This window comes from Bacillus daqingensis (assembly GCF_042654445.1).
Lineage (GTDB): Bacteria > Bacillota > Bacilli > Bacillales > Salisediminibacteriaceae > Alkalicoccus > Alkalicoccus luteus.
Genome location: NZ_JBHSGK010000013.1, coordinates 292,007 through 314,188 on the forward strand (window position 1 = coordinate 292,007; position 22,182 = coordinate 314,188).

A 22,182-nucleotide genomic window follows, 5' to 3' on the forward strand; every position below is an offset into this window, starting at 1 on the left:
AAGAGGGCTGTCTCCCGCGGTACCACCTTTGTTCACCGGAGCATTCCCCCGGTACACTCACGGCCTTAACGCGGCTGATTCGTCCGAGTGTTTCCACGCGGCTGCTCCGGAGCGACCTTCGGATGTTCCTTCCGGGAAAGCCTCACAGCGGCCGGTGCGGCCGGCTTTCCTCTCTGGCGGAATTTCCATCCTACTCTTCTCCATCGGTGCATTCTGATTTTATTCTACAACGGTCCGTTGCCGGAATCAACCTCGTTTACGATCTGTTGCATGATCTGCAAACAGACCGAGAAAATACCGGTGGGAACGCCTCAGCTTTTCGGGCAGTGCAGTGAGCGGAAAGTAACGGAGCTCCAGCGTCTCTTCGTCCCCGTCCGATAACGGCTGTGCAGGATCGGCGCACGTATACAGCGCGGTCACTGCATAATAGGGGTCGCCGTTCGGTGCCTCCACAAAATAGTCTTCGCCGGAGAAGACGTTGAAGAGCTGCAGATCCTGCTTCCGAATTGTGACACCCGTTTCTTCTTCCACTTCGCGTACGGCCGTTTCTTCGTAGCTCTCTCCCGGCTCCATCAGACCGCCCGGAAGCCCCCAATCTCCATCCTCGCGCTTTTGCAGCAGAATTTCTCCGTCCGGAGTATGTATAATAACGGCGGAGCCAGGCAGCAGCAGCGTTTCCTGACCGACCTTCTCCCGTATTCGTTTCACGTAGCTCATGCAGGTTCTCCCTTCTGTCTTTTCGACGTTTCACGCAGGACCGCGTGCGACAGTTAGTTTCCATCCGTCAAGTCTCACGCTGTTCGACTAATCCGGTCTTCTAAGCCCTGCATGCTGCAAAGCGGCCTGCTGACGCGCAGACCGCTCTTCATACCTTATCCTAACCGCGTTCTGCAGCGATTGTCTGAAACGCCTTTTCCGCTGCTTCCAGCGTCAGGTCAATGTCTTCCTCCGTATGTTTCGTAGAAAGAAACAACCCTTCAAACTGTGACGGCGGCAGTGATACGCCGTTTTCTAGCATCAGGTTGAAGAAACGGCTGAACATGTCGAGATCCGACGTTTTCGCCGTTTCAAAGTTCTTCACCTTCTCATTTGTAAGGAAAAAGCCGACCATGGAGCCTGCACGAGTCGTCCAGTGCGGAATGCCGTGCTTTTCAGCCGCAGCTGCCAGTCCTTTTTCAAGCTTATCGCCAATCTGGTCGAAGTAGGTATAGCTTTCCGGCGTCAGCTGGCGAATCGTTTCGTAGCCTGCCGTCATAGCAAGCGGATTTCCGGACAGGGTGCCTGCCTGGTAAATCGGTCCGGCCGGCGCAATCTGCTCCATAATGTCCCGACGTCCGCCAAATGCTCCAGCTGGCAGGCCGCCGCCGATCACCTTGCCTAAGCACGTGAGATCAGGCGTCACACCGAGCTCTCCCTGTGCACAGTTGTAGCCGACGCGGAAGCCGGTCATCACTTCATCAAAGATGAGCAGGGACCCGTGTTCATTCGTCAGCTCCCGAATACCTTCCAGATAGCCTTCCTCAGGCCTTACTACACCCATGTTGCCCGTCACCGGCTCCAAAATCACACCCGCGATTTCATTGCCGAATTTTTCAAAAGCGAGCTTGAGGCTTTCGAGATCGTTGTAGGGAACCGTCAGCGTATTCGCTGCCACTTCCTCTGGTACGCCGGGACTGTCCGGAAGGCCGAGTGTCGCCACGCCGGAGCCTGCTTTAATCAGCAGAGAATCTCCGTGCCCGTGGTAGCAGCCTTCGAACTTGACGATCTTGCTGCGTCCCGTGTATCCGCGCGCAAGCCGCAGCGCGCTCATCGTCGCTTCGGTGCCGGAGCTCGTCATGCGGACCACCTCGACAGAAGGAACACGCTCAATTACAAGCTCCGCAAGCTTCGTTTCCATTTCATGGGGAGCGCCAAAGCTTGTGCCTTTATCCGCCATGTCTTTCACCGCGTCGATCACCTGATCATCCGCGTGACCGTGCACGAGCGGCCCCCAGGAAAGCACGTAGTCGATGTATTCGTTGCCGTCTACGTCCCAGAGTCTGGAGCCTTTTCCTTTTTCAAAATAAACCGGATCGCGTCCGACCGAGTTAAACGCGCGGACCGGCGAGTTCACGCCCCCCGGCATGAGGGGCTTTGCTTCTTGAAATGCTTCTGATGATTTGTTCCAGTTCATGTTTTCACCCCGCAATAGAATTAATTCTGCAGCCAGCGTGCGATATCTTTGGAGAAATACGTAAGGATCAGATCAGCTCCTGCACGCTTCATGCTCGTTATTTTTTCCAGTACGACCGCCTTTTCATCGATCCAGCCGTTTTCGGCAGCCGCTTTGATCATGGAATATTCTCCGCTCACGTTATACGCCACAATCGGCAGCTGTTCGCGCTCCCGGATGTCGCGGATAATGTCGAGATAGGAAAGAGCCGGCTTTACAATCAGAAAGTCTGCCCCTTCCTGCACGTCTGATCGTGCTTCCCGAAAAGCTTCGCGCCGGTTCGCCGGGTCCATCTGATACGTCTTCCGGTCCCCGGACTGCGGGGAAGAGTGGGCAGCGTCCCGGAACGGGCCGTAGAAGGCAGACGCGTATTTTACCGCATAGCTCATCACCGGAACGTGCTTAAATCCGGCTTCATCTAACCCGGAGCGAATCGCTGTTACAAATCCATCCATCATGTTGGACGGTGCAATGATATCTGCTCCAGCCTCTGCCTGAGAAACAGCCGTTTTGACGAGAAGATCAAGCGATTCATCGTTAAGAATCTCGCCGTCTTCCACGACGCCGCAGTGGCCGTGATCGGTAAACTGGCACAGGCACGTATCCGCAATTACCGTCAGTTCTGGGTGTGCAGCTTTTACCTGGCGCACCGCTTTTTGCACAATCCCCTCCGGATCATAGGCACTGGAGCCTACTGCATCCTTTTCAGCCGGGACGCCGAACAAAATGATCGACCGGATGCCGAGATCGACCGCTTCCTGCACTTCGGTATCGACACGGTCCAGCGACCACTGATAAACCCTCGGCATTGATTTCACCGGGTTTTTAATGTCTTCCCCTTCCATCACAAACAGCGGGTAAATCAAATCTTCTGTGTGAAGGTGTGTTTCACGAACGAGATCGCGCATTCCAGCCGACGTTCGCAGACGGCGGTGACGGTCAAATGACTGCATGCTATCGTACTCCTTTGCGTAGTGAAATCAATTCAATCAGCGCTTCCGCCGTATACGTATCCGGCGTCAGTGCTTCTGCATCCGTGAAGCGGCGCAGCTCTTCTTCGGTCTTCGTACCAACGCAGCCGAAAAAAAGACCGGCGTCGCTGCCGCCGAGCTCAAAAAAAGCCCGTACAGCCGTTGGACTGAAAAAGAGCACACCATCCAGGTCAGGCAGCTGCTGCTGGAGCGCTTCCCGGCCGTTCTCATTCGGAATCGTATCGTAAACCGGCAGATCGATCACGTTTCTGCCCCGGTTCATCAAATAATCGCGTAAGTAGGTTCTTGCTTTGGCGCTGCGCGGATAAAGCACAACGTCCCCCTCGCTCGTAGCCACTTCCAGCGCCGCAGCCAGGTGCTCGGCGTCATACACGTCCGGCACGAGCGATACAGGATAGCCGGCTTCCCGGCAGGCGTGCGCCGTTTTCTCTCCGACACAGGCCGTTTTTTCAGGAGCCCCGGCGCCGCTTTCCTTCCACCAGGTGACGCTGTTGACGCTCGTAAACGCCACCCAGCTGTTCGCTGGTTCCGGCAATTGCGCCGGAAGCATCTGAATGCGGATAAGCGGCAGTGACACAGGCTCCATTCCGGCACGTCGGATCAGATCTGCGACCGGCTGCTGTTGATGGGCAGCTCTCGTAATGAGGAGACGCAGCGGCTTATTCATGTGCTACTGTCCGTCCAGCTCTGCCTTCACGCGGTCCAGGACTTCCTTCGCACCTTCTGACAGCATTTTTTCAGCTACGTGATGTCCAATCGCAACCGGATCGTCTCCGACGATGTGTTCTTTAAAGACTTCTTTTCCATCCGGAGACGAAACGAGCGCCGTCAGGGATACCTGGTTGTCTTCTGTCAACTCGGCGTAACCGGCAATCGGCACTTGGCAGCTTCCTTCCACCTTATTTAAAAACGCCCTCTCTGCAGCAGTCGTCCGTGCTGTAACCGGATCATTGATTTTTGCGAGCAGCTCCAGCAGATCGCTATCATCTTCCCGGCACTCTATTCCGAGTGCACCTTGTCCAACTGCAGGGATGCTCACTTCAGGAGCAAGGAATTCCGAAACAATTGATTCATCCCAGCCGACACGCTTCAGGCCGGCTGCTGCTAAAATAATCGCATCGAATCCTTCCTCGCGGCACTTTCGCAGCCGTGTCTCAATGTTCCCGCGGATCCAGTGTATCGTCAGGTCCGGACGCTGCATGAGCACCATCGCACCGCGGCGCAGGCTGCTCGTTCCGACGACAGCCCCTGCAGGCAGATCCATCAGCTTCGCACCGCTGTTCGAAATGAACGCGTCCCGGGGATCTTCCCGCTCCGGAACGGCACCGACAGTCAATCCTGGTGAAATCTCTGACGGAAGGTCCTTCATGGAATGCACCGCCATATCGATTTCCTTATCGTACATGGCCTGCTCAATTTCTTTCACGAAAAGCCCTTTTCCGCCTACTTTGGAAAGCGTCACATCAAGGATTTGGTCACCTTTCGTTACAATTTCCTTTATTTCGAACTCATATGGAAGCCCGAGTTTCTCAAGCTGGTCGATCACCCAACGTGTCTGCGTCATCGCCAGGTTGCTCCGGCGTGATCCGATTACAATTTTACGCATTAACAAAATCCTCCTTCGGCATGTTCCGGTCCGCACTTATTGTAACATGCAGCGGCCGGACTCCGCTTCCTTCATCAGGATGAAGAGCGGCATTTTACCAGATATGAAAATCGGAGAGTGCCCCCGACAAAAAGTAGTTGATTAATAAAAGCAGGAACGCTGCTGTGTTGTACAGTGCAATGTTATAGCCGCGCCGCTTAAACAGCTGATATTGGATCAGGTAGACGGCGTAGGCTCCAAGCACAAGAAAGGACGTCAGCACCTTCCAGTCGGCCCATGGCACACCTCCCACGGTGATTGATGCCCAAATAATGCCGAGAATCAGTCCGGTAAGAAGCAGCGGAACGCCAATGAGCGCTGACGCATACGAATTCCGCTCCAATGTGGAAAGCGATCCAAATTTCTGCATCCATTTCAGCCATTTTTTCTGCTTTAAAAAGCGGTGCTGGATTAAGTAGATCAAGGAGAACGCAAATGAGATGGTAAATGCTGCGTAGGACAGCAGCAGAAGGATGACGTGGACGACGAGAAATTCGGTGATCAGCACCCGGTTCAGTTCTTCAGACACCCCGGCATCCGGTGCAGCCATGCTGAAGGCAAGCATAATAAAGCCAATCGTATTCAACAGCAGCATCAGCACGTTCATGCGTACAAACCGGTTCAGCACGAGGGAGATACTGACGAGCATCCACGCGTAGACAAACATCCCCTCAAAAGCAGTCATGAGCGGAAGGCGGTCAAACATCATAAATCGCCAGGCAAACAAAAGGCCGAGCAGCACCCAAACAATAGAAAGCAACCAGAAAGCCAATCGATTGACTTTCTGGTTGTTCTGCATGAAATCAATAAAATAGCCGAGGATGCTGATCGAGTACAGCGCCAGAATCAGCACGTATAGGAGACTCATGAAAGATACGTCCGTGCTGGCTCCTGTATTGCTGCTTCCATCCTGGAGCGCCGTTGTTCAATACTCCACTCCCGTTCTGCTTTATTGATCTGTATATCATGAGTGAGCGGAGAGCCGCTGTCGCGGATTTCCTCTTCGAGCCCAAACACTTTTGTCATATATTCAAGCAGCTTTTCCGGGTCCTCTTCGTCCGGAATTTCTTTCAGAGCCGTTACCGGATCGCGGAGCAGTTGATTGACGATGCTTTTCATATGCTTGCGGATCACTTTCTTTTCCCGCTCAGACAGGCTGGAAAGCTTTCGCTCCAGGCTTTCCATCGTCTGTTCCTGTACGACAGACGCTTTTTGGCGCAGCGCAGAAATAACGGGAACAACACCGAGCGTGTCGAGCCACTGGCTGAACGCCACGAGCTCTTCTTCGATCATCAGCTCAATTTTTTCTGCTTCCTTTTTACGCTCTGCCAGATTCGCATTCACGATTCCCTGCAAATCATCGATGTCATATAAATAAACGTTATCAAGCTCTGCAAGTGCCGGATCGAGGTCACGCGGCACCGCAATGTCGACAAGGAAAAGCGGACGTCCGCGGCGCTTTTTCAGAAGCTTTTTCACTTCTTCCTGACGGACGACATAATCCGTTGCACCGGTTGAGCTGATCAGAATGTCAGACTCTGCAAGCGATTCATAGAGGGAATCCATTCCCTCTGCCCGGCCGAAAAACCGGTCCGCAAGCTCCTGTGCTTTTTCCCTCGTACGGTTCATCACCGTGATGTCCGTTACACCGCTTGATGACAGGTGCTTGGCCGTCAGTTCACTCATCTTACCGGCACCCATGACGAGCACTTTTTTATTGTCAAATCCGCCAAAAATCTTACGTCCAAGCTCCACCGCTGCATAGCTGACGGAGACGGCATTTTCATTGATGGCGGTTTCAGACTGGCCGCGTTTTGCCAGCGTGACAGCCTGGCGGAACAGATGATTAAAAATCGTACCGGTCGTGCCGAGTTCACGCGCCTGATCAAAGCTCTGGCGCACCTGACCGAGAATCTGCGTTTCTCCGAGTACCATAGAGTCCAGTCCGCATGCCACACGGAACAAGTGTTCAATTGCGTGCTCGTCTTCACGTACCTGCAGGTAGTGACTGAAGTCCTCTTTCGGCACTTCAAACCATTCCTGTAAAAATAATTTTGTATAATAGCGTCCGGTATGGAGCTGATCTGCTACTACATACAGCTCGGTCCGGTTGCACGTGGAAACGATGACACTTTCCAGAATACTCTTAGACTGCCGCAGCGTTTTCAGTGCAGGTGAAAGATCCCCGGTAAAGGTAAATTTCTCTCGAATTTCAACCGGAGTTGATTTATAATTCAAACTGGTTACTAAAATATGCATGCTGCGGGTACACCCCCCTGATTTCAACCGTTATCTATTTTACACGATCATACGGAACGTGACAATGTTACACATTCGTCCCGCTCTTACTTCATTCGTTCTACATTATAACATTTTTAATCTGGCTTCGTCACTGGAAGAAACCGATACATTTGAAGAAATTGTGACGAGCGGATACATGACTGGGGGACGTGGAAAGTGAAAGCAAATTACGCACTGCCGGGACTGATCCTGCTGGTAATTGGGCTCTATTTTTTAGTCGACGAGCTGGGATGGTCCATCCCTTATGTAGAGCTGCTGCTGACGTGGCAGAGTATTCTGCTTGGCATCGGCCTCGTACTCATGTGGCAGGGATTTTCAAACCGGGACGATCAGCGTCTTTTCTCCGGCAGCGTACTAGCCGGACTCGGCATCCTGTTCCACGGTGTACATACGCTCGGCCTGTGGGGCTATGAGTGGCCCTATTTTACGCTTGTAATCGGCACTGCCTTCCTTTTGAAATACGCGTTCGGACGGCGCGACGGACTGGGTACCGGCTTGATTCTGCTTACCGTTACTGCAGCCGCTGTTTTCTCTGCCAGACTGATGCCGGCAGTCCAGGACCACCTGGGAGGGCTCCTTGCCTACTGGCCGGTGCTGTTTATACTCCTTGGCGTTTATTTCCTCTTTTTTCGGCGCCGCTAAACCTGTTTTTACATAGTATTCGTCAATTTATGAAACAGGCAGGTCCCCCATTCCGTCGGGGACCTGCCTGTTTGCAGCTGCTTACTCGGCGGCTTCCCTTCCGAGCACGCGGTGCAGAAATGATTTTGTTGCTTCTTCTTGCGGCGTGCTGAACAGCTCTTTGGAGGGGCGGTCTTCTACGATGCGGCCTTCGTGGAGCAGCATCGTGCGGTCGGAGACTTCCCGCGCGAAGTTCATTTCGTGCGTGACGATCATCATCGTCATCCCTTCTGCTGCGAGCTGCTTCATCGTCTCCAGCACCTCACCGACAAGCTCCGGATCAAGCGCTGACGTCGGCTCATCAAACAGCATCACGTCAGGCTTCATCGCCAGTGCTCTGGCGATCGCAGCCCGCTGCTGCTGTCCGCCGGAAAGCGATGCCGGATAGTCATCCGCTTTTTCCTTCATGCCGACTTTTTCCAGCAGATCCATTGCTTCAGCTGCCGCTTCATGCTTCTTTCTCCCTAGAACGTGCACCGGGGCTTCTATGACGTTTTCCAGCACCGTTTTATGCGGGAAGAGATGGAAATGCTGAAATACCATGCCCACCTTTTGACGAAGCTCTGTCTCGGCGCGCCTTCCTTCAATGAGAGAGCCGCTGATTTCAATCGTGCCGCTGTCTTTCTGCTCTAAGTAGTTCAAGCAGCGCAGCATCGTGCTTTTGCCGGAGCCGCTCGCCCCGATCACACAAACGACCTCGCCCTCGTCCACTGTAAAGCTGATATCCTGCAGCACGTCTTTTCCATCAAATGATTTCTTCAGGTTTTCCACACGAATCATGTGTTTCAGCTCCTTGCTCAGCTGTCGAACAGCGCCCGCTGAATATGGCTCCAAGCTTTGTCTTTACCGTATCCTGTTTCAGACGAGAACAGAAGCAGCGGATCCTCCTCTTCCAGTTCAAGCGCTTCCCTGATCTTCTTTTTATGGGTATCCCATTTGTTTTTCGGTACTTTATCTGCCTTCGTTCCGATCACAATTACCGGCAGTTCATGATACTTCAGCCAGTCGTACATCATGATATCGTCTTCTGTAGGCTCATGACGGGCATCAATCAGCTGTACGACAGCCTTAAGCTGCTCGCGCTCCTGAAAATACGTTTCCATAACGCGGCCCCATGCTTCCCGTTCTTTTTTGGACACTTTAGCGTAGCCGTAGCCCGGGACGTCAACGAAATGAAACCGGTCGTTGATCCAGTAGTAATTCAGCGTCTGCGTTTTACCAGGGCGCTGGGACGTTCGCGCAAGCCCCTTTCGAGCGAGCAGCGTATTAATAAGCGAGGACTTGCCGACATTGGAACGCCCGGAGAGTGCGATCTCCGGGGCTGGGTTTTTAGGGAACTGGTCAGGCTTTGCGGCACTGATGGTCAGTTCGGCTTGTGTTACTTTCATGATTTCTCCTTTTCGGGAACGAGCGCCTGCTCCAGCACCTCATCGAGATGAGACACAGAAATGAAGGTTAAATCCTCCCGGACGCTTTCCGGTATATCTTCTAAATCTTTTTCATTGTCTTTCGGCATGACGATATGCGTAAGGCCGGCACGGTGGGCGCTCATCGCCTTTTCCTTCAGTCCGCCGATCGGCAGCACGCGTCCGCGCAGCGTAATCTCCCCGGTCATACCGACTTCCTTGCGGACCGGTCGACCGGTAAGAGCGGAAATAAGCGCCGTCGCCATCGTAATCCCGGCTGACGGGCCGTCCTTTGGAATCGCGCCTTCCGGTACGTGAACGTGAATGTCGTTTTTCCGGTTAAACTCCGGATCAATGTTCAGCTCGGATGCTTTCGTGCGGATGTAGCTGAAAGCAGCCTGAGCCGATTCCTTCATGACATCGCCGAGCTTCCCGGTAAGCGTAAGCTTTCCGTCTCCCGGTGTCAGAGCCACTTCAATCGTGAGCGTGTCACCGCCGGCAGCCGTATAGGCAAGGCCGGTAGCGGCACCGATCTGATTTTCAAGCTCTGCCTTTCCGTAGCGGAAGCGGCGCTTGCCGAGCATCGTTTCCAGCGTTTTGTCGGTGACAACGACCCGCTTCTTTTCACCGGCTACGATCATTTTCGCTGCTTTTCGGCAGACGGTAGCCAGTTCCCGCTCCAAGTTACGCACGCCGGCTTCACGCGTGTAATGACGGATAATCGAAAGCACTGCTTCATCCCGCACCTGCAGACTGCTCTTCGTCAGACCGTGCTCGCCAATCTGCTTCGGCAGCAGGTATCCTTTGGCAATCTCCAGCTTTTCGACTTCGGTATATCCGGAAATATGAATGATTTCCATTCGGTCGCGAAGCGGCGGCGGGATCGCTCCGATGTTATTCGCTGTCGTGACAAACAGCACCTTGGAAAGATCATACGGTTCCTCGATAAAGTGGTCGCTGAACGTATTATTCTGCTCAGGATCCAACACCTCAAGCAGCGCCGATGACGGGTCTCCGCGGAAATCACTTGCCATCTTATCAATTTCATCGAGCAGAAAGACCGGATTGACCGTACCGGCTTTTTTCATGCCCTGAATAATACGGCCCGGCATGGATCCGACGTACGTTCGACGATGGCCGCGGATTTCCGCTTCATCCCGTACTCCGCCGAGTGACATGCGGACAAAGTGCCGGTCGAGCGAGCGGGCGATGGAACGGGCGAGTGACGTTTTACCGACACCTGGAGGTCCGGACAGACAGAGAATCGGCCCCTTCAGCTTTTTCGTCAGCTGCTGAACAGCCAGGTATTCGAGCACCCGCTCTTTCACCTTTTCCAGGCCGTAATGATCTTCATTCAGTACAGCCTCTGACCGGTGAATGTCGAGCAGGTCCTCTGTCTCCTCCGACCAGGGTATCTGCGTGAGCCATTCAATGTAGTTCCGAATGACAGAGCTCTCAGCTGCGTTCGGAGGCATTTTTTCGTAGCGCTTCAGCTCTTTGAGTGCCTTCTCTTCAATTTGATCGGGCATCCCTGCAGCGTAAATTTTATCACGCAGTTCTTCCGTTTCATCCTCTTTGCCTTCCCGGTCTCCCAGCTCTTTTTGGATCGCTTTCATCTGTTCGCGCAGGTAGTATTCTTTTTGCGTGCGCTCCATTGATTTTTTCACGCGCTGGCCAATTTTCTTCTCCAGTCCGAGCACTTCCCGCTCGTTGGATAAAATGCGGAGAATCAGCTTCAACCGCTCTTCCAGCGTCAGCGTTTCGAGCACTTCCTGTTTCTGAACGACCTTCAGAGGCAGGTGGGACGCCACGATGTCCGCAAGACGTCCAGGCTCAATGATGTCGGCAACCGACGCAAACGTTTCCTGGGAGATCTTTTTCGACAGCTGGGTATACTGTTCAAACTCATCCAGCACGTTGCGCATGAGCGCCTGTTCTTCGACATTAGCTTCCTGACGTTCTTCGATCGGTTCCATGTCCACCGTCGTATACTCGTCTTTTTCGTTGACCGACAGTACTTTGCCGCGCTGCAGCCCTTCTACGAGCACCCGGATCGTCCCGTTAGGCAGCTTCAGCATCTGCTTGACGTGTGCACACGTTCCGATTGTATATAAATCCGATACAGAAGGCTCTTCTGTAGCGACTTCCTTCTGCGTCAGCAGAAATATCTCGTTCTCCTCTACCATCGCCTGCTCCAGCGCGCTGACCGATTTTTTACGGCCGACGTCCAGATGCAGCACCATTGTCGGATAGACGAGCACCCCTCTGAGCGGCAGGAGCGGAAGCTGTTTAATTCGTTCTGACATAGTCTCGCACCTCCGTTGAATCGCTTACGATTTGAAAGCGTATGTATCTGTTCCCTTTCTGGCTTAGTCGGGAAACCTGCACATAAAAAAAGTGTCCAGTCCGGCGCCGCTGCCGGGAATCAAGATTCCCGGTACCGCTGCACGCCGGAGCTGCACACCAGGTTCCGTCTGGTTAATTAAGCACTCTCTTTCGGTTCGCGCTGAATTTCACTTCCATCCTCATCAATGAGGGTTGGAGCTTTATTGTCGCGCACCGTTTCGCCTGTAATGACACACTTGACAATATCCTCACGGGACGGGAGATCATACATGACGTCCAGCATGAGCGATTCAATGATGGAACGGAGACCCCGTGCACCAGTCTTTCGCTCAATCGCGAGGCGGGCAACTTCCTTCAACGCTTCATCCGTAAACTCAAGCTCGACATCATCGAGTTCGAGCAGCTTCTTGTACTGCTTGACAAGAGCATTTTTCGGTGCGGTCAGAATTTCCACGAGAGCCTCTTCATCCAGGTATTCCAGAGATGCAATGACCGGCATACGGCCGATAAATTCCGGAATCAGCCCGTAGCGGAGAAGGTCTTCCGGCAGAATCTTGGACAGATACTGATGCTCCTCCAGCTGGGACGTTTCGTTTTCAGATCCGAATCCGATCACCTTTTTACCGAGACGGCGCTTGATGATCTGGTCGATGCCGTCAAACGCTCCGCCGATAATGAACAGCACGTTCGTCGTATCAATCTGAATAAACTCCTGGTGCGGATGCTTTCGTCCGCCCTGCGGAGGAACGCTTGCTGTTGTCCCTTCCAGAATTTTAAGAAGGGCCTGCTGTACCCCTTCACCGGAAACATCACGCGTGATGGACGGGTTCTCTGATTTTCGCGCAACTTTATCGATCTCATCGATATAAATAATGCCGCGCTCTGCTTTTTCAACGTCGTAATCGGCAGCCTGAATCAGCTTCAGAAGAATGTTTTCCACATCCTCCCCAACGTAACCGGCTTCCGTAAGCGACGTCGCATCTGCAATAGCAAACGGAACGTTCAAAATACGGGCAAGCGTCTGAGCAAGAAGCGTCTTACCGCTTCCTGTCGGTCCAATCAGACAGATGTTACTTTTCGCAAGCTCCACCTCGTCGTTCCGGCCACTTGCATTAATTCGCTTATAATGGTTGTACACCGCAACAGAGAGCGTTTTCTTCGCCTGATCCTGTCCGATGACGTATTCGTTTAAAATGCTGCGGATCTCCTGCGGTTTCGGAATATCTTCAAGCTCTACTTCTTCATCAGAGCCAAGCTCCTCTTCCACAATCTCCGTACACAGCTCGATGCACTCATCGCATATATACACACCCGGACCGGCTACAAGCTTGCGCACCTGGTCCTGCGTCTTGCCGCAAAATGAACACTTGAGCTGTCCCTTTTCTTCATTAAATTTAAACATCCGCTTTCACCCCTCTTAAAGAGTATTGAATCATATGTCCGGCTTGAACACAAAACATCCGGCTGCCGAGTAAGTCCCGGTCTGGTAAACTGCTTGCGGCAGAACGAAAGGAGGAGTGAACCCCGAACCGTCCTTCTTATATACAATCATAGTGTATCACATTATGTTTGCGCTTCCTATTAGAAGCGGTTTGCTGCCGCACTTCCTAACAAGAATACGGGAGGCGCAGGCAGTATGTCAAATATGTAGAAAGAGGTGTCCCGGCAGCATGATCCGGGACACCCGAGGCGGTCAGATAAATTCTGACCGGTATCAATTTATTCGTTCGTTTCAGCGTCTTCTTTCGGCGCTACTTTCTTGCTGTTTTCCTCAAGAAATTCAATCGCTTTGCGAACCTGCAGATCACCTTTCAGCATATCTGTTCCGCCCTGCATCTCAAGCAGCTGCTTGATTTCATCAACTGGTCGCTGATACATTTCAGCCATCTTCTCGAGCTCCTGCTCAATATCTTCCTCAGAGGCTTCGAGGTTTTCCGCTGCTGCTACTGCCTCAAGCGTCAGGTTCATGCGTACACGCTTTTGAGCATCTTCTTTGAACTGCTCCTTCATGCCTTCTTCGTCCGTCTGAGCGAACTGATAGTACATGTCAAGGGACATTCCCTGAGACTGGAGACGCTGTCCGAACTCCTGAAGCATGCGGTCTACTTCTGTATCGACCATTGCTTCCGGAATGTCGATCTCTGCGTTTTCGGACGCCTTTTCAACAAGCTGATCCTTGATCGTCATATCTGCCTGCTGCTGCTTCTCGTTTTCAAGACGCTCACGAACTGCCTTCTTCATGTCGTCAAACGACTCGTACGACTCGTCTACGTCTTTCGCAAATTCGTCGTCCAGCTCCGGAAGCTCTTTACGCTTGATGTCGTGAACCTTCACTTCAAAGACAGCCGGCTTACCAGCGAGCTCTTCTGCGTGGTACTCTTCCGGAAATTCTACTTCGACGGACGTTTCTTCACCGGATTTTGCACCGACAAGCTTTTCTTCAAAGCCTGGGATAAACTGACCGGATCCGATTTCAAGCGTATGGTTTTCCGCTTCGCCGCCTTCGAATGCCTCTCCGTCAACGAATCCTTTAAAGTCCATCACAACTGTGTCGCCGTCCTGCACTTCACCGTCTTCAATAACGGCGAGCTCCGCATTTTCACTCTGCAGACGCTTAATATCATCGTCTACTTCTTCATCTGTTACGTCTGTAGCCGGTGCTTCGACTTCAAGACCTTTGTACTCGCCGAGCGTTACTTCCGGCTTTACTGTAACCGTTGCCTTGAACGTAAGCGGCTCGTTTTTCGCCATCTCTTCGATGTCGATATCCGGCTGTGCAACTGGATCGATGCCTGCTTCCTCTACAGCTTCTGAATAAGCCTGTGGTAGCAGAATATCCAGCGCATCCTGATACAGAGCTTCAACGCCAAAGCGCTGTTCAAAAATCGGACGCGGTACTTTTCCTTTACGGAAGCCCGGTACGTTAACCGACTTCACAACTTTTTTGAATGCCTGATCAAGCGCTTCGTTCACTCGCTTGCTGTCTACCTCCACCGTCAGTACGCCGGTGTTTCCTTCTTGTTTTTCCCAATTAACTGCCATAGGATCTATTCCCTCCAACATGTTTGTTCAATTCATTCTTTTTTCCTTGTTGACAACCATTCAATTATAACACAGCACAATTTCATTTCAACGGGTAGCGTTCATTCTTTATGTAGGTCCCTCTTCACTTGGAAGCACAATCGATTCCAGCTCCCGCAGCAGCTCTTCTGCCTGTTTCACATCTGCTTCTTCAGCACCGTAAAGCGCCGTCACGTCACCCGGATCTTCTCCGAACATTCTCCTCGCCGTTGCATGCAGTGCCGCGGCCCAAACCGGTGCATCAATTGGACGCGGAGATTTAGGGTACAGGGCGAAGAGAAAGTGCCACCACATCTGCCCGATCATGTCGAGCATCGACGGGTTTTCCTGGTCCAACTCCTGCTCAAGCTCTTTGAACACCGCTTTGCCGAATTGCTCATGAAACACCGCTTCCAACCTGTTGATATCCACTTCATACGTCTCGCCGAATTTGTACACCTCAAACGTATCCGTGCAGTCGAGCTCTTTTAACAGCTGCAAAATATAGCTTTTCAATACCGGATTTTGCTGCGGGTCGGCTAAAAACTGGCTGTATGTTTCCTTCACTGCTTGAACGTCGTACTTGCTCAGCTGCTGGATCGCCCCGAGCTGCTGATCGACGGTGCCTTTTTCCAGCTGTTCGACGAGCTCTCCGCGCGGCAGTTCAAACTCTGCATCCTGACTTTTATGTATAGGGGTTTCCGTCATTTGCCGTGCAAACGAAAGCAGCTGATAAAAATGCTCTGCTTTATCGGAAGGAAGCCTGTCTTCCTCCATCACGGATTCAAGCATATGTACGACTTCCTCATAGTCGCCCAGCTGGACGAGAATCGATATGTAAACCTGCAGGATTTCGTAATAATCGCCGACGCCTTCATCGAGCATAGACCGGCAGTGCGATTCAGCCTGTTCCATTCTGTTCAGTTCTATGTTGGTGATCACCATGCCGTACCTGGCCTGAGGATGGTTCGGCTCCAAGTCGGTCGTCTGCTGAAAGCAGGAAAGGGCATCGTAATACCGTTTTTCTTTCAAAGCCTGCATACCTCGTTCGACCAGTCTGGAGATCAGCCCCGGGAACAGCACCACGTTGTCTCGGTTTTCTTCTTTGGTCATTGGTTCACCTCCTTAAACAAGACGTATATGATTCTTTAGTATCAGTGTAGCAGGAGTATTCATGAAACTCAATTCTGCTGTCAAACCTTTTTATTCCCGTCACAGCGCAGATGTAAACCGTTTCCCGGCTTCCCGTTAATCCGGTACTTTACAGGCGGAGAAGCGGAGCTTTACGGAACGTTTACGGCCATCCAGCGCGCTGCTGCTGTTTGAAGCTGAACGGATGAGGAGCTGGCTCTGGATATGCTGGATGGAGTCAACCCACCTATAAAAAAACAGAAAAACCCTTGCATAGCAAGGGTTTGAGTCATTGCGATATGGCGTCCCAGGCAGGATTCGAACCTGCGACCGACAGCTTAGAAGGCTGTTGCTCTATCCAGCTGAGCTACTGGGACAATCTAGTATGTAAAAGGCGGAAGGAATTGCCTGCCGCTTCAGCGACAATATTAAATATAAAACAATTCCTTCCTTGGTGTCAACCTCTTAACGTGAAAGTTTTCGAGAGCTCGTCTACCGGCTCCCCGTCCATGGTCATAAACGTAACGGTCACTTGGGCACCGCCGTTTTCGAGGAGCACGTAAGTGCCGTCCGGATACTGCCTTGGCAGCCGCATGCTGCCTGGATTAATCAGGATCGTTCCTTTTTCCTGAACGGCAGCCGGAACGTGGGTGTGACCGAAACAGACGATGTCGGCAGCCTGCTCCTCTGCTTTGTACAGCAAATTCATCTCAGTCGTTTTTACGTTCAGCAGATGGCCGTGCGCTGCGAAAAAGCGGAGTCCGGCCATATCCTCCGTGACTTCCTCCGGAAATCCGCTGTGCATGTCACAGTTCCCGCGGACGACTGCTGTGCCTTTCAGCTCTTCAGCGTCCGCTTCAAGTTCAGAGTCTCCGCAGTGAATGACGCCCTCAACTTCACCGCGGTGTCGTTCTACTACTTCCGCCACTTCACTCGTCCAGCCGTGGCTGTCACTCATGATTAATACCTTCACAGAAGGTTCCCTCCTTCTTGCTGCAAATATTCCCGCAGCTTCCGGACAGCATCGGCGCGATGGCTGATCCTGTTTTTCTCTTCCCGAGAGAGTTCTGCCATAAAACGTTTTTCCCCCGGCACGTAAAAGAGCGGGTCGTAGCCGAATCCGCCTTCTCCGTGCAGCTCCGTTCCAATTTCGCCTTCCGCCGTTCCACGCACTGTAACGGTTTCCCGGCCGGGCCGGTACAAGGCCAGCACGCAGACGAAACGGGCGCGGCGGTCTGCAGCACCATCCAATTCGCGCAGGAGCTTGGCGTTGTTCGCCTCGTCGCTCTTCGCTTCACCTGCATAGCGTGCAGAATAAATACCAGGTGCGCCGTTCAACGAATCCACTTCCAGGCCGGAATCATCTGCAAGGACCGCGCGATTGAAACGGCGGCCGATTTCTTCTGCTTTTTTTACAGCATTCGCTTCAAACGTGTCGCCGTCTTCAACCACATCAATCGCTTCCGGCAGGTCTGCCAGTGATTTTACGTCAGCATCATATTCGCGGAAAAAATCCGCAAACTCCTTTATCTTTCCCTTATTATTGGAGGCAATGAAAATCTCACGCATTGGCTGTTTCTCCTTGAAGCTGTGCGAGCTCTTCTCCAAACTCTCCAAGCACCTCTTTTTGCAGCTCAAAAAGCTCTTCAATTCCGGCTTCCGCAAGGTCGAGCATATCGTTCAGCTCTGCTCGGGAAAAGGTTGCCTCTTCTCCGGTCCCCTGCACTTCGACGAGACGTCCTCCGCTCTTCATGACGACGTTCATATCGACGTCTGCTGCGGAATCTTCTTTAAAATCGAGGTCGAGCAATTTGCTTCCATCTGCCGTCTTTCCGACCGATACTGCAGCAAGATAGCCAGTTAGCGGATTTTCCTTAATCTTTTCCTTTTCGAGCATCCGGCTGACTGCCAGCGCCACGGCGGCGAAGGCTCCTGTTACGGCAGCTGTTCGTGTTCCGCCGTCAGCCTGAATGACGTCGCAGTCCACCCAGATCGTCCGTTCGCCAATCTTCGTCAGGTCTACGACCGAACGCAGAGCCCGGCCGATCAGACGCTGAATCTCCATCGTGCGTCCTGCTACCTTCCCTTTCGATGATTCCCGTATGTTCCGCTGCGATGTCGCCCGCGGAAGCATGGCGTATTCTGCTGTAATCCAGCCCTGTCCTTTTCCTCTCAGAAAAGGAGGAACCCTGTCTTCCACGCTCGCCGAACAAATCACTTTCGTGTCGCCGAACGAGACGAGGACGGATCCCTCCGGATGTTTAATATAGTCCGGAATGAGCTCTACGTGCCGTATTTGATCCGGCCTGCGCTCATCTGCTCTCATGCTGTCACGCTCCTTTTCATGTATCGTTACCCACTTTCATCATAATCGGTTGCCGGCCCGATTTCAAACCCCGCGGCTGATTCGCACTATTCTGACGGCTGTTCCAGCACGTCTGTGAGGCTGAAAAAACTCCGGTGCGGGGCACTAAGTCGAAAAGCCGGCCTGCACATTCGTCAGACCGGCTTGCATTCATGATCAGATTTTCTCAGCGAAACGAGCTCAATCCCTGTCCGGATTTCTCCAAGTCCACCGAGCGGACCGGGAGCTTCCGGCCGAGCCATTCATCAGCAATCGCCGCAAATGCCCCTGCCTCGCCTGACGTATAAAAGCAGTGCTCGGGCTCTCGGTCCCCGCTGTACTGCATATGCTGGTGATAAAGCAGCGAGCTAACTTCCCTTGCCGTTTCGTCCCCCGACGAAATCACTTCCACCCCGTCTCCGACTACCCGGCGTATGACCGGCGCGAGCAGCGGGTAGTGGGTGCAGCCGAGAATGAGACTGTCAATGTCATAAGCAAGCATCGGCTCCAGCGTATGCCGAACGGTTTCTTCAGCCGTTTTTCCGTCCAGCACGCCTGATTCCACAAGCGGAACGAGCGGCGGACACGCCAGACTCACAACCCGGACGCTGTTGTTAATGTCCGTCAGTTCTTTATGATAGGCACCGCTGTAGATCGTGCCTTCTGTGCCGATCACGCCTACGTGCTGGCGCTTTGTCGCCTTCAGCGCCGCCACGGCACCTGGATGAATGACGCCGATCACTGGTATGTCGAGCGCCTCTCTTGCTTCATCCAATACAACCGCTGTCGCCGTATTGCAGGCAATGACAAGCATCTTCATTGACTTGGATCGAAGATAGTCGATCATTTCCCATGTGTATTGGCGCACTTCTTCTTCCGGCCTTGGACCATATGGACACCGTTTCGTATCACCCATGTATATGATTTTTTCCTTTGGCAGCTGCCGCATAATTTCGGAAGCGACCGTTAGTCCGCCTACTCCGGAATCAATTACGCCGATGGGCTGCTCCGTCTGCTGCTGATGCTTCACACTGTCTGCCTTCTTCCTACGTTAAAATGACTTCCACGTTTCTGCATCTTTCTTCATTTCCTCATACAGGTAGTTCAAGCTTTGATCCAGAAAATCGACGTTTTCCTGCGAAAAGCCTTCCAGTACGTCCTGCAGGTAAACCTGACGCTGCTGAATAACTTCCTGGATAATCGTCTTTCCTTTATCCAAAAGGTGAATGCGCACAACACGGCGATCGTTTGTGTCCTTCACGCGTTCCACAAGCTCGTTTTTTTCCATGCGATCAATTAAGTCCGTCGTTGTGCTGCAGGCAAGGTACATTTTTGTAGAAAGCTCGCCGATCGTCATATCGCCAAATTCGTGCAGCCACTGCAAGGCAATAAACTGTGGGGGTGTAATCGGAAAATCGCTTAAAATCTCCCGCCCCTTCTGCTTCACAATATCTGCAATCATCCGCAGCGATTTCTCTATTTTTGCTACCTGCTCCAATTCAACGGGTACCGCTTCCTGTTTGTTGGTCATGACCCTCTCCCTTTCTTTGACGCAGCCGCCATCTGTATAGTACTCATTGTCCACACTTTGACTGGAAATATCAAGAGAGTCGAAAGAAAAACATTCCGTCTTTGTAAAAAAAGAAGCAGGGCTCTCTCTTCCTATTGGTCGACAGCCGTGCACAAAAGTTGCACGACCGCCGCAAATTCCGATAAGCAAACAAATCTCCGTAGATAAATACTATGGATGTAACGTGTTTTTTCATCCAGGTAAACGTTCTTTCGCTTTCATCCTGCAGGCACAAGCCGGCAAATACCGATTGGACTTTCCGATACAGCATTTCGCATATAAGCAGAATGTTGTTGTAAACAAAGAGAAGGAGCCGGCGAAAGATCGCCGGCTCCTCCATCACGTATATCAAAAACTGCTGTTTTATGCCATTGGAAAACGGGATTCCACAAGCTGTTGTACTTCATCTGCTGTGGAAAGCTTCAGCGCTTCGGCTGCTGTGTCTGCTGCTTCCTGCTTCGTCATTTTAAGAAGCTGGCTGCGTGCAGGCAGCACGGACGTAGCGCTCATGCTGAATTCGTCGAGGCCGAGACCGAACAGAAGCGGAACCGCAATTGGATCTCCTGCCATTTCCCCGCACATGCCAGTCCATTTTCCTTCTGCATGGGACGCATCAATCACGGACTTTACAAGCCCTAAAATGGCCGGATTATACGGCTGATACAGGTAGGAAACCCGTTCATTCATCCGGTCTGCAGCCATCGTATACTGAATCAGATCGTTTGTTCCGATACTGAAAAAGTCAACCTCTTTGGCAAACTGAGGCGCCATAACGGCAGTCGATGGAATTTCCACCATGATGCCGACTTCGATATCCGTCCCTGTCTGAACACCTTCCGCTTCCAGCTTCTGCTGCTCCTCTTCAAGGAGCGCTTTTGCTTCACGGAACTCCTCAAGCGTTGCGATCATCGGGAACATGATTTTCAAGTTTCCATATGCGCCGGCACGAAGCAGCGCCCGCAGCTGGGTGCGGAACATGTCCGTCATCTCCAGACAGAGGCGGATCGCTCGGAAGCCGAGAAACGGATTCATTTCCTCCGGAAGGTCAAGGTATGGAAGTTCCTTGTCCCCGCCGATATCCAACGTGCGGATGACGACCGGTTTGCCGTCAAGTGACTCGACGACCTGCTTATAGGCGTCAAACTGTTCGTCCTCTGTCGGCAGCTCGCTGCGGCCCATATACAGAAACTCGGTCCGGTAAAGACCAACACCTTCTGCGCCGTTGTTGTGCACGCCTTCAAGATCATTCGGCGTCCCGATATTCGCGACAAGCTCCACGTGCGTCCCGTCTTTGGAAACGGAAGGCTCGTTTTTCAGCTTGGCCCATTCGGCTTTCTGCTGTTCAAACGCCTCCTGGCGGCTGCGATAATCTGCCAGCTCGTCTTCGGACGGATCAATGATGACCGTACCGTCGTTCCCGTCAACGATGATGTACTGGTGCTGTCCGGTATCATGTGTCACCGTCTTCGTGCCGACGACTGCTGGAATTTCCAGCGAGCGGGCCATGATTGCAGAGTGAGACGTGCGTCCGCCAATGTTAGTGGCGAAGCCTTTGACAAACTCTTTATTCAGCTGTGCGGTGTCAGACGGAGTGAGGTCCTCACCAACTACGATAACCTCTTCGTTGATTTCAGCAAGTGATACAATTGGCTTTCCAAGTAGATGTGCCAGTACACGTTTGGATACGTCGCGGATGTCTGCCGCACGTTCTTTCATGTACTCGTTATCCATGCTCTCGAAAATCATGATAAATTCATTTGCTTTTTCATCGAGGGCAAAGGAAGCATTCACTTGATCGTCCTGCACCTTTTGTCTGACTGCATCAACAAACTCCGGGTCCCGGAGAACGAGCAGGTGTGCAGAGAAAATCTCAGCGTGCTCATCCCCCATGTCCCGGCGTGTTTTTTCTTTAATTTCTTCAAGCTCAGCGCGAGACTTTTCCAGCGCTGCATCGAAGGCCTGAATTTCTGCCTTTACGTCTACGCCGCTCTTTTTCTCAACAGTCAGGTCCGGTTCTTCGTAGCGGAACGCTTTCGCAATGGCGATCCCTGCCGAGGCTGCAATACCGGTAAGGGAAGTGCTCATTATTCGGAAAGCCCCTGCTTCATGACGTCATCAAGAGAGCTGAGCGCTTCTTCTTCGTCCGGACCTTCTGCCTTAATCGTTACTTCCGCTCCCTGGCCGACACCGAGGGACATAACACCCATGATGGACTTCAGGTTAACAGACTTGCCTTTGTAGTCGAGCGTGATTTCTGATTCAAACTGTCCTGCTTTGTTAACCAGCTGTGTTGCCGGACGAGCGTGAATTCCTGTTTCTGCTGTAATCGTATACGTTTTTTCTGCCATGATTGAACACTCCTTCAAAAGTTTTAAACTCATAGTCTATTACCCGCTTATGGGAAAGCCTAATGCTCATATGCTACTAATCATACAAATGAACACGCTTACGTGCAAGCAGAAGACGCAAAAAAGGCATGAGCAGCCCGCTGCTG

The 22,182-nt window shown here is 52.3% G+C and carries 21 protein-coding genes, 1 tRNA gene and 1 other annotated feature (1 of these 23 running past the window's edge); of the genes, 1 reads left to right on the forward strand and 21 read right to left on the reverse strand.

From position 1 onward, the window contains the following. Window positions 1–216 (reverse strand) — a binding site (T-box leader); it reaches 10 nt to the left of the window's first position. A gap of 30 nt (window positions 217–246) precedes the next feature. The 7 genes from ACFO4L_RS12730 to hemA all read right to left on the reverse strand — a co-directional run bounded on the left by ACFO4L_RS12730 (window position 247) and on the right by hemA (window position 7,108). After that, window positions 247–717, reverse strand: a complete 471-nt coding sequence (locus ACFO4L_RS12730) for an NUDIX hydrolase (protein ID WP_377910055.1) — start codon at window positions 715–717, stop codon at window positions 247–249. Between the two features lie 160 nt (window positions 718–877). Next, window positions 878–2,173: a glutamate-1-semialdehyde 2,1-aminomutase gene (gene hemL, locus ACFO4L_RS12735; protein WP_377910056.1), complete on the reverse strand. Its 1,296-nt coding sequence runs from the start codon at window positions 2,171–2,173 to the stop codon at window positions 878–880. 20 nt (window positions 2,174–2,193) lie between these two features. Beyond that, window positions 2,194–3,165, reverse strand: a complete 972-nt coding sequence (gene hemB, locus ACFO4L_RS12740; RefSeq protein WP_377910057.1) for a porphobilinogen synthase — start codon at window positions 3,163–3,165, stop codon at window positions 2,194–2,196. A 1-nt stretch (window position 3,166) separates the two neighbouring features. Continuing rightward, on the reverse strand, window positions 3,167–3,871 hold the full coding sequence (locus ACFO4L_RS12745) for a uroporphyrinogen-III synthase (protein ID WP_377910058.1): 705 nt from the start codon (window positions 3,869–3,871) through the stop codon (window positions 3,167–3,169). 3 nt (window positions 3,872–3,874) lie between these two features. Continuing rightward, window positions 3,875–4,810: a hydroxymethylbilane synthase gene (hemC, locus tag ACFO4L_RS12750; protein WP_377910059.1), complete on the reverse strand. Its 936-nt coding sequence runs from the start codon at window positions 4,808–4,810 to the stop codon at window positions 3,875–3,877. 94 nt (window positions 4,811–4,904) lie between these two features. Next, window positions 4,905–5,717 (reverse strand): cytochrome c biogenesis protein CcsA, encoded by an 813-nt coding sequence (ccsA, locus tag ACFO4L_RS12755; protein ID WP_377910060.1) that lies wholly within the window; start codon window positions 5,715–5,717, stop codon window positions 4,905–4,907. Further along, window positions 5,714–7,108: a glutamyl-tRNA reductase gene (hemA, locus tag ACFO4L_RS12760; protein WP_377910061.1), complete on the reverse strand. Its 1,395-nt coding sequence runs from the start codon at window positions 7,106–7,108 to the stop codon at window positions 5,714–5,716. Before hemA ends, ccsA begins: the two co-directional genes overlap by 4 nt. Window positions 7,109–7,306: 198 nt before the next feature. Between hemA and ACFO4L_RS12765 the strand changes: the two genes are divergently transcribed. Continuing rightward, complete coding sequence (locus ACFO4L_RS12765; RefSeq protein WP_377910062.1) at window positions 7,307–7,792, forward strand: LiaF transmembrane domain-containing protein; 486 nt, start codon at window positions 7,307–7,309, stop codon at window positions 7,790–7,792. An 81-nt stretch (window positions 7,793–7,873) separates the two neighbouring features. On the opposite strand, the gene ACFO4L_RS12770 is transcribed toward ACFO4L_RS12765, so the two are convergent. The 14 genes from ACFO4L_RS12770 to ACFO4L_RS12835 all read right to left on the reverse strand — a co-directional run bounded on the left by ACFO4L_RS12770 (window position 7,874) and on the right by ACFO4L_RS12835 (window position 22,036). After that, window positions 7,874–8,611, reverse strand: coding sequence for an amino acid ABC transporter ATP-binding protein (locus tag ACFO4L_RS12770; RefSeq protein WP_377910063.1), 738 nt, complete (start codon window positions 8,609–8,611; stop codon window positions 7,874–7,876). 17 nt (window positions 8,612–8,628) lie between these two features. Next, entirely contained in the window at window positions 8,629–9,219 is a 591-nt protein-coding gene (gene yihA / locus ACFO4L_RS12775) for a ribosome biogenesis GTP-binding protein YihA/YsxC (RefSeq protein ID WP_377910064.1), read from the reverse strand. Further along, window positions 9,216–11,543 (reverse strand): endopeptidase La, encoded by a 2,328-nt coding sequence (lon, locus tag ACFO4L_RS12780; RefSeq protein ID WP_377910065.1) that lies wholly within the window; start codon window positions 11,541–11,543, stop codon window positions 9,216–9,218. Before lon ends, yihA begins: the two co-directional genes overlap by 4 nt. A 176-nt stretch (window positions 11,544–11,719) precedes the next feature. Further along, entirely contained in the window at window positions 11,720–12,985 is a 1,266-nt protein-coding gene (gene clpX / locus ACFO4L_RS12785) for an ATP-dependent protease ATP-binding subunit ClpX (protein WP_377910066.1), read from the reverse strand. 317 nt (window positions 12,986–13,302) lie between these two features. Continuing rightward, window positions 13,303–14,625: a trigger factor gene (tig, locus tag ACFO4L_RS12790; RefSeq protein WP_377910067.1), complete on the reverse strand. Its 1,323-nt coding sequence runs from the start codon at window positions 14,623–14,625 to the stop codon at window positions 13,303–13,305. Between the two features lie 108 nt (window positions 14,626–14,733). Next, window positions 14,734–15,756: a tetratricopeptide repeat protein gene (locus ACFO4L_RS12795; protein ID WP_377910068.1), complete on the reverse strand. Its 1,023-nt coding sequence runs from the start codon at window positions 15,754–15,756 to the stop codon at window positions 14,734–14,736. Between the two features lie 318 nt (window positions 15,757–16,074). After that, window positions 16,075–16,151 (reverse strand) — tRNA-Arg (locus ACFO4L_RS12800). A gap of 80 nt (window positions 16,152–16,231) precedes the next feature. Beyond that, the gene (locus tag ACFO4L_RS12805) at window positions 16,232–16,747 is read right to left on the reverse strand and encodes a metallophosphoesterase family protein (RefSeq protein WP_377910069.1); all 516 of its coding nucleotides are present in this window, start codon (window positions 16,745–16,747) and stop codon (window positions 16,232–16,234) included. After that, complete coding sequence (locus ACFO4L_RS12810) at window positions 16,744–17,343, reverse strand: XTP/dITP diphosphatase (RefSeq protein WP_377910070.1); 600 nt, start codon at window positions 17,341–17,343, stop codon at window positions 16,744–16,746. The genes ACFO4L_RS12805 and ACFO4L_RS12810 overlap by 4 nt, the downstream gene beginning before the upstream one ends. After that, complete coding sequence (gene rph, locus ACFO4L_RS12815) at window positions 17,336–18,100, reverse strand: ribonuclease PH (protein WP_377910071.1); 765 nt, start codon at window positions 18,098–18,100, stop codon at window positions 17,336–17,338. Before rph ends, ACFO4L_RS12810 begins: the two co-directional genes overlap by 8 nt. A gap of 205 nt (window positions 18,101–18,305) precedes the next feature. Then, on the reverse strand, window positions 18,306–19,148 hold the full coding sequence (gene racE, locus ACFO4L_RS12820) for a glutamate racemase (RefSeq protein ID WP_377910072.1): 843 nt from the start codon (window positions 19,146–19,148) through the stop codon (window positions 18,306–18,308). Between the two features lie 21 nt (window positions 19,149–19,169). Then, window positions 19,170–19,649, reverse strand: coding sequence for a MarR family winged helix-turn-helix transcriptional regulator (locus ACFO4L_RS12825; protein WP_168005015.1), 480 nt, complete (start codon window positions 19,647–19,649; stop codon window positions 19,170–19,172). 402 nt (window positions 19,650–20,051) lie between these two features. Next, window positions 20,052–21,773, reverse strand: a complete 1,722-nt coding sequence (gene ptsP / locus ACFO4L_RS12830; protein ID WP_377910073.1) for a phosphoenolpyruvate--protein phosphotransferase — start codon at window positions 21,771–21,773, stop codon at window positions 20,052–20,054. Next, on the reverse strand, window positions 21,773–22,036 hold the full coding sequence (locus ACFO4L_RS12835; protein WP_377910074.1) for a phosphocarrier protein HPr: 264 nt from the start codon (window positions 22,034–22,036) through the stop codon (window positions 21,773–21,775). The genes ptsP and ACFO4L_RS12835 overlap by 1 nt, the downstream gene beginning before the upstream one ends. Window positions 22,037–22,182: the final 146 nt, after the last annotated feature.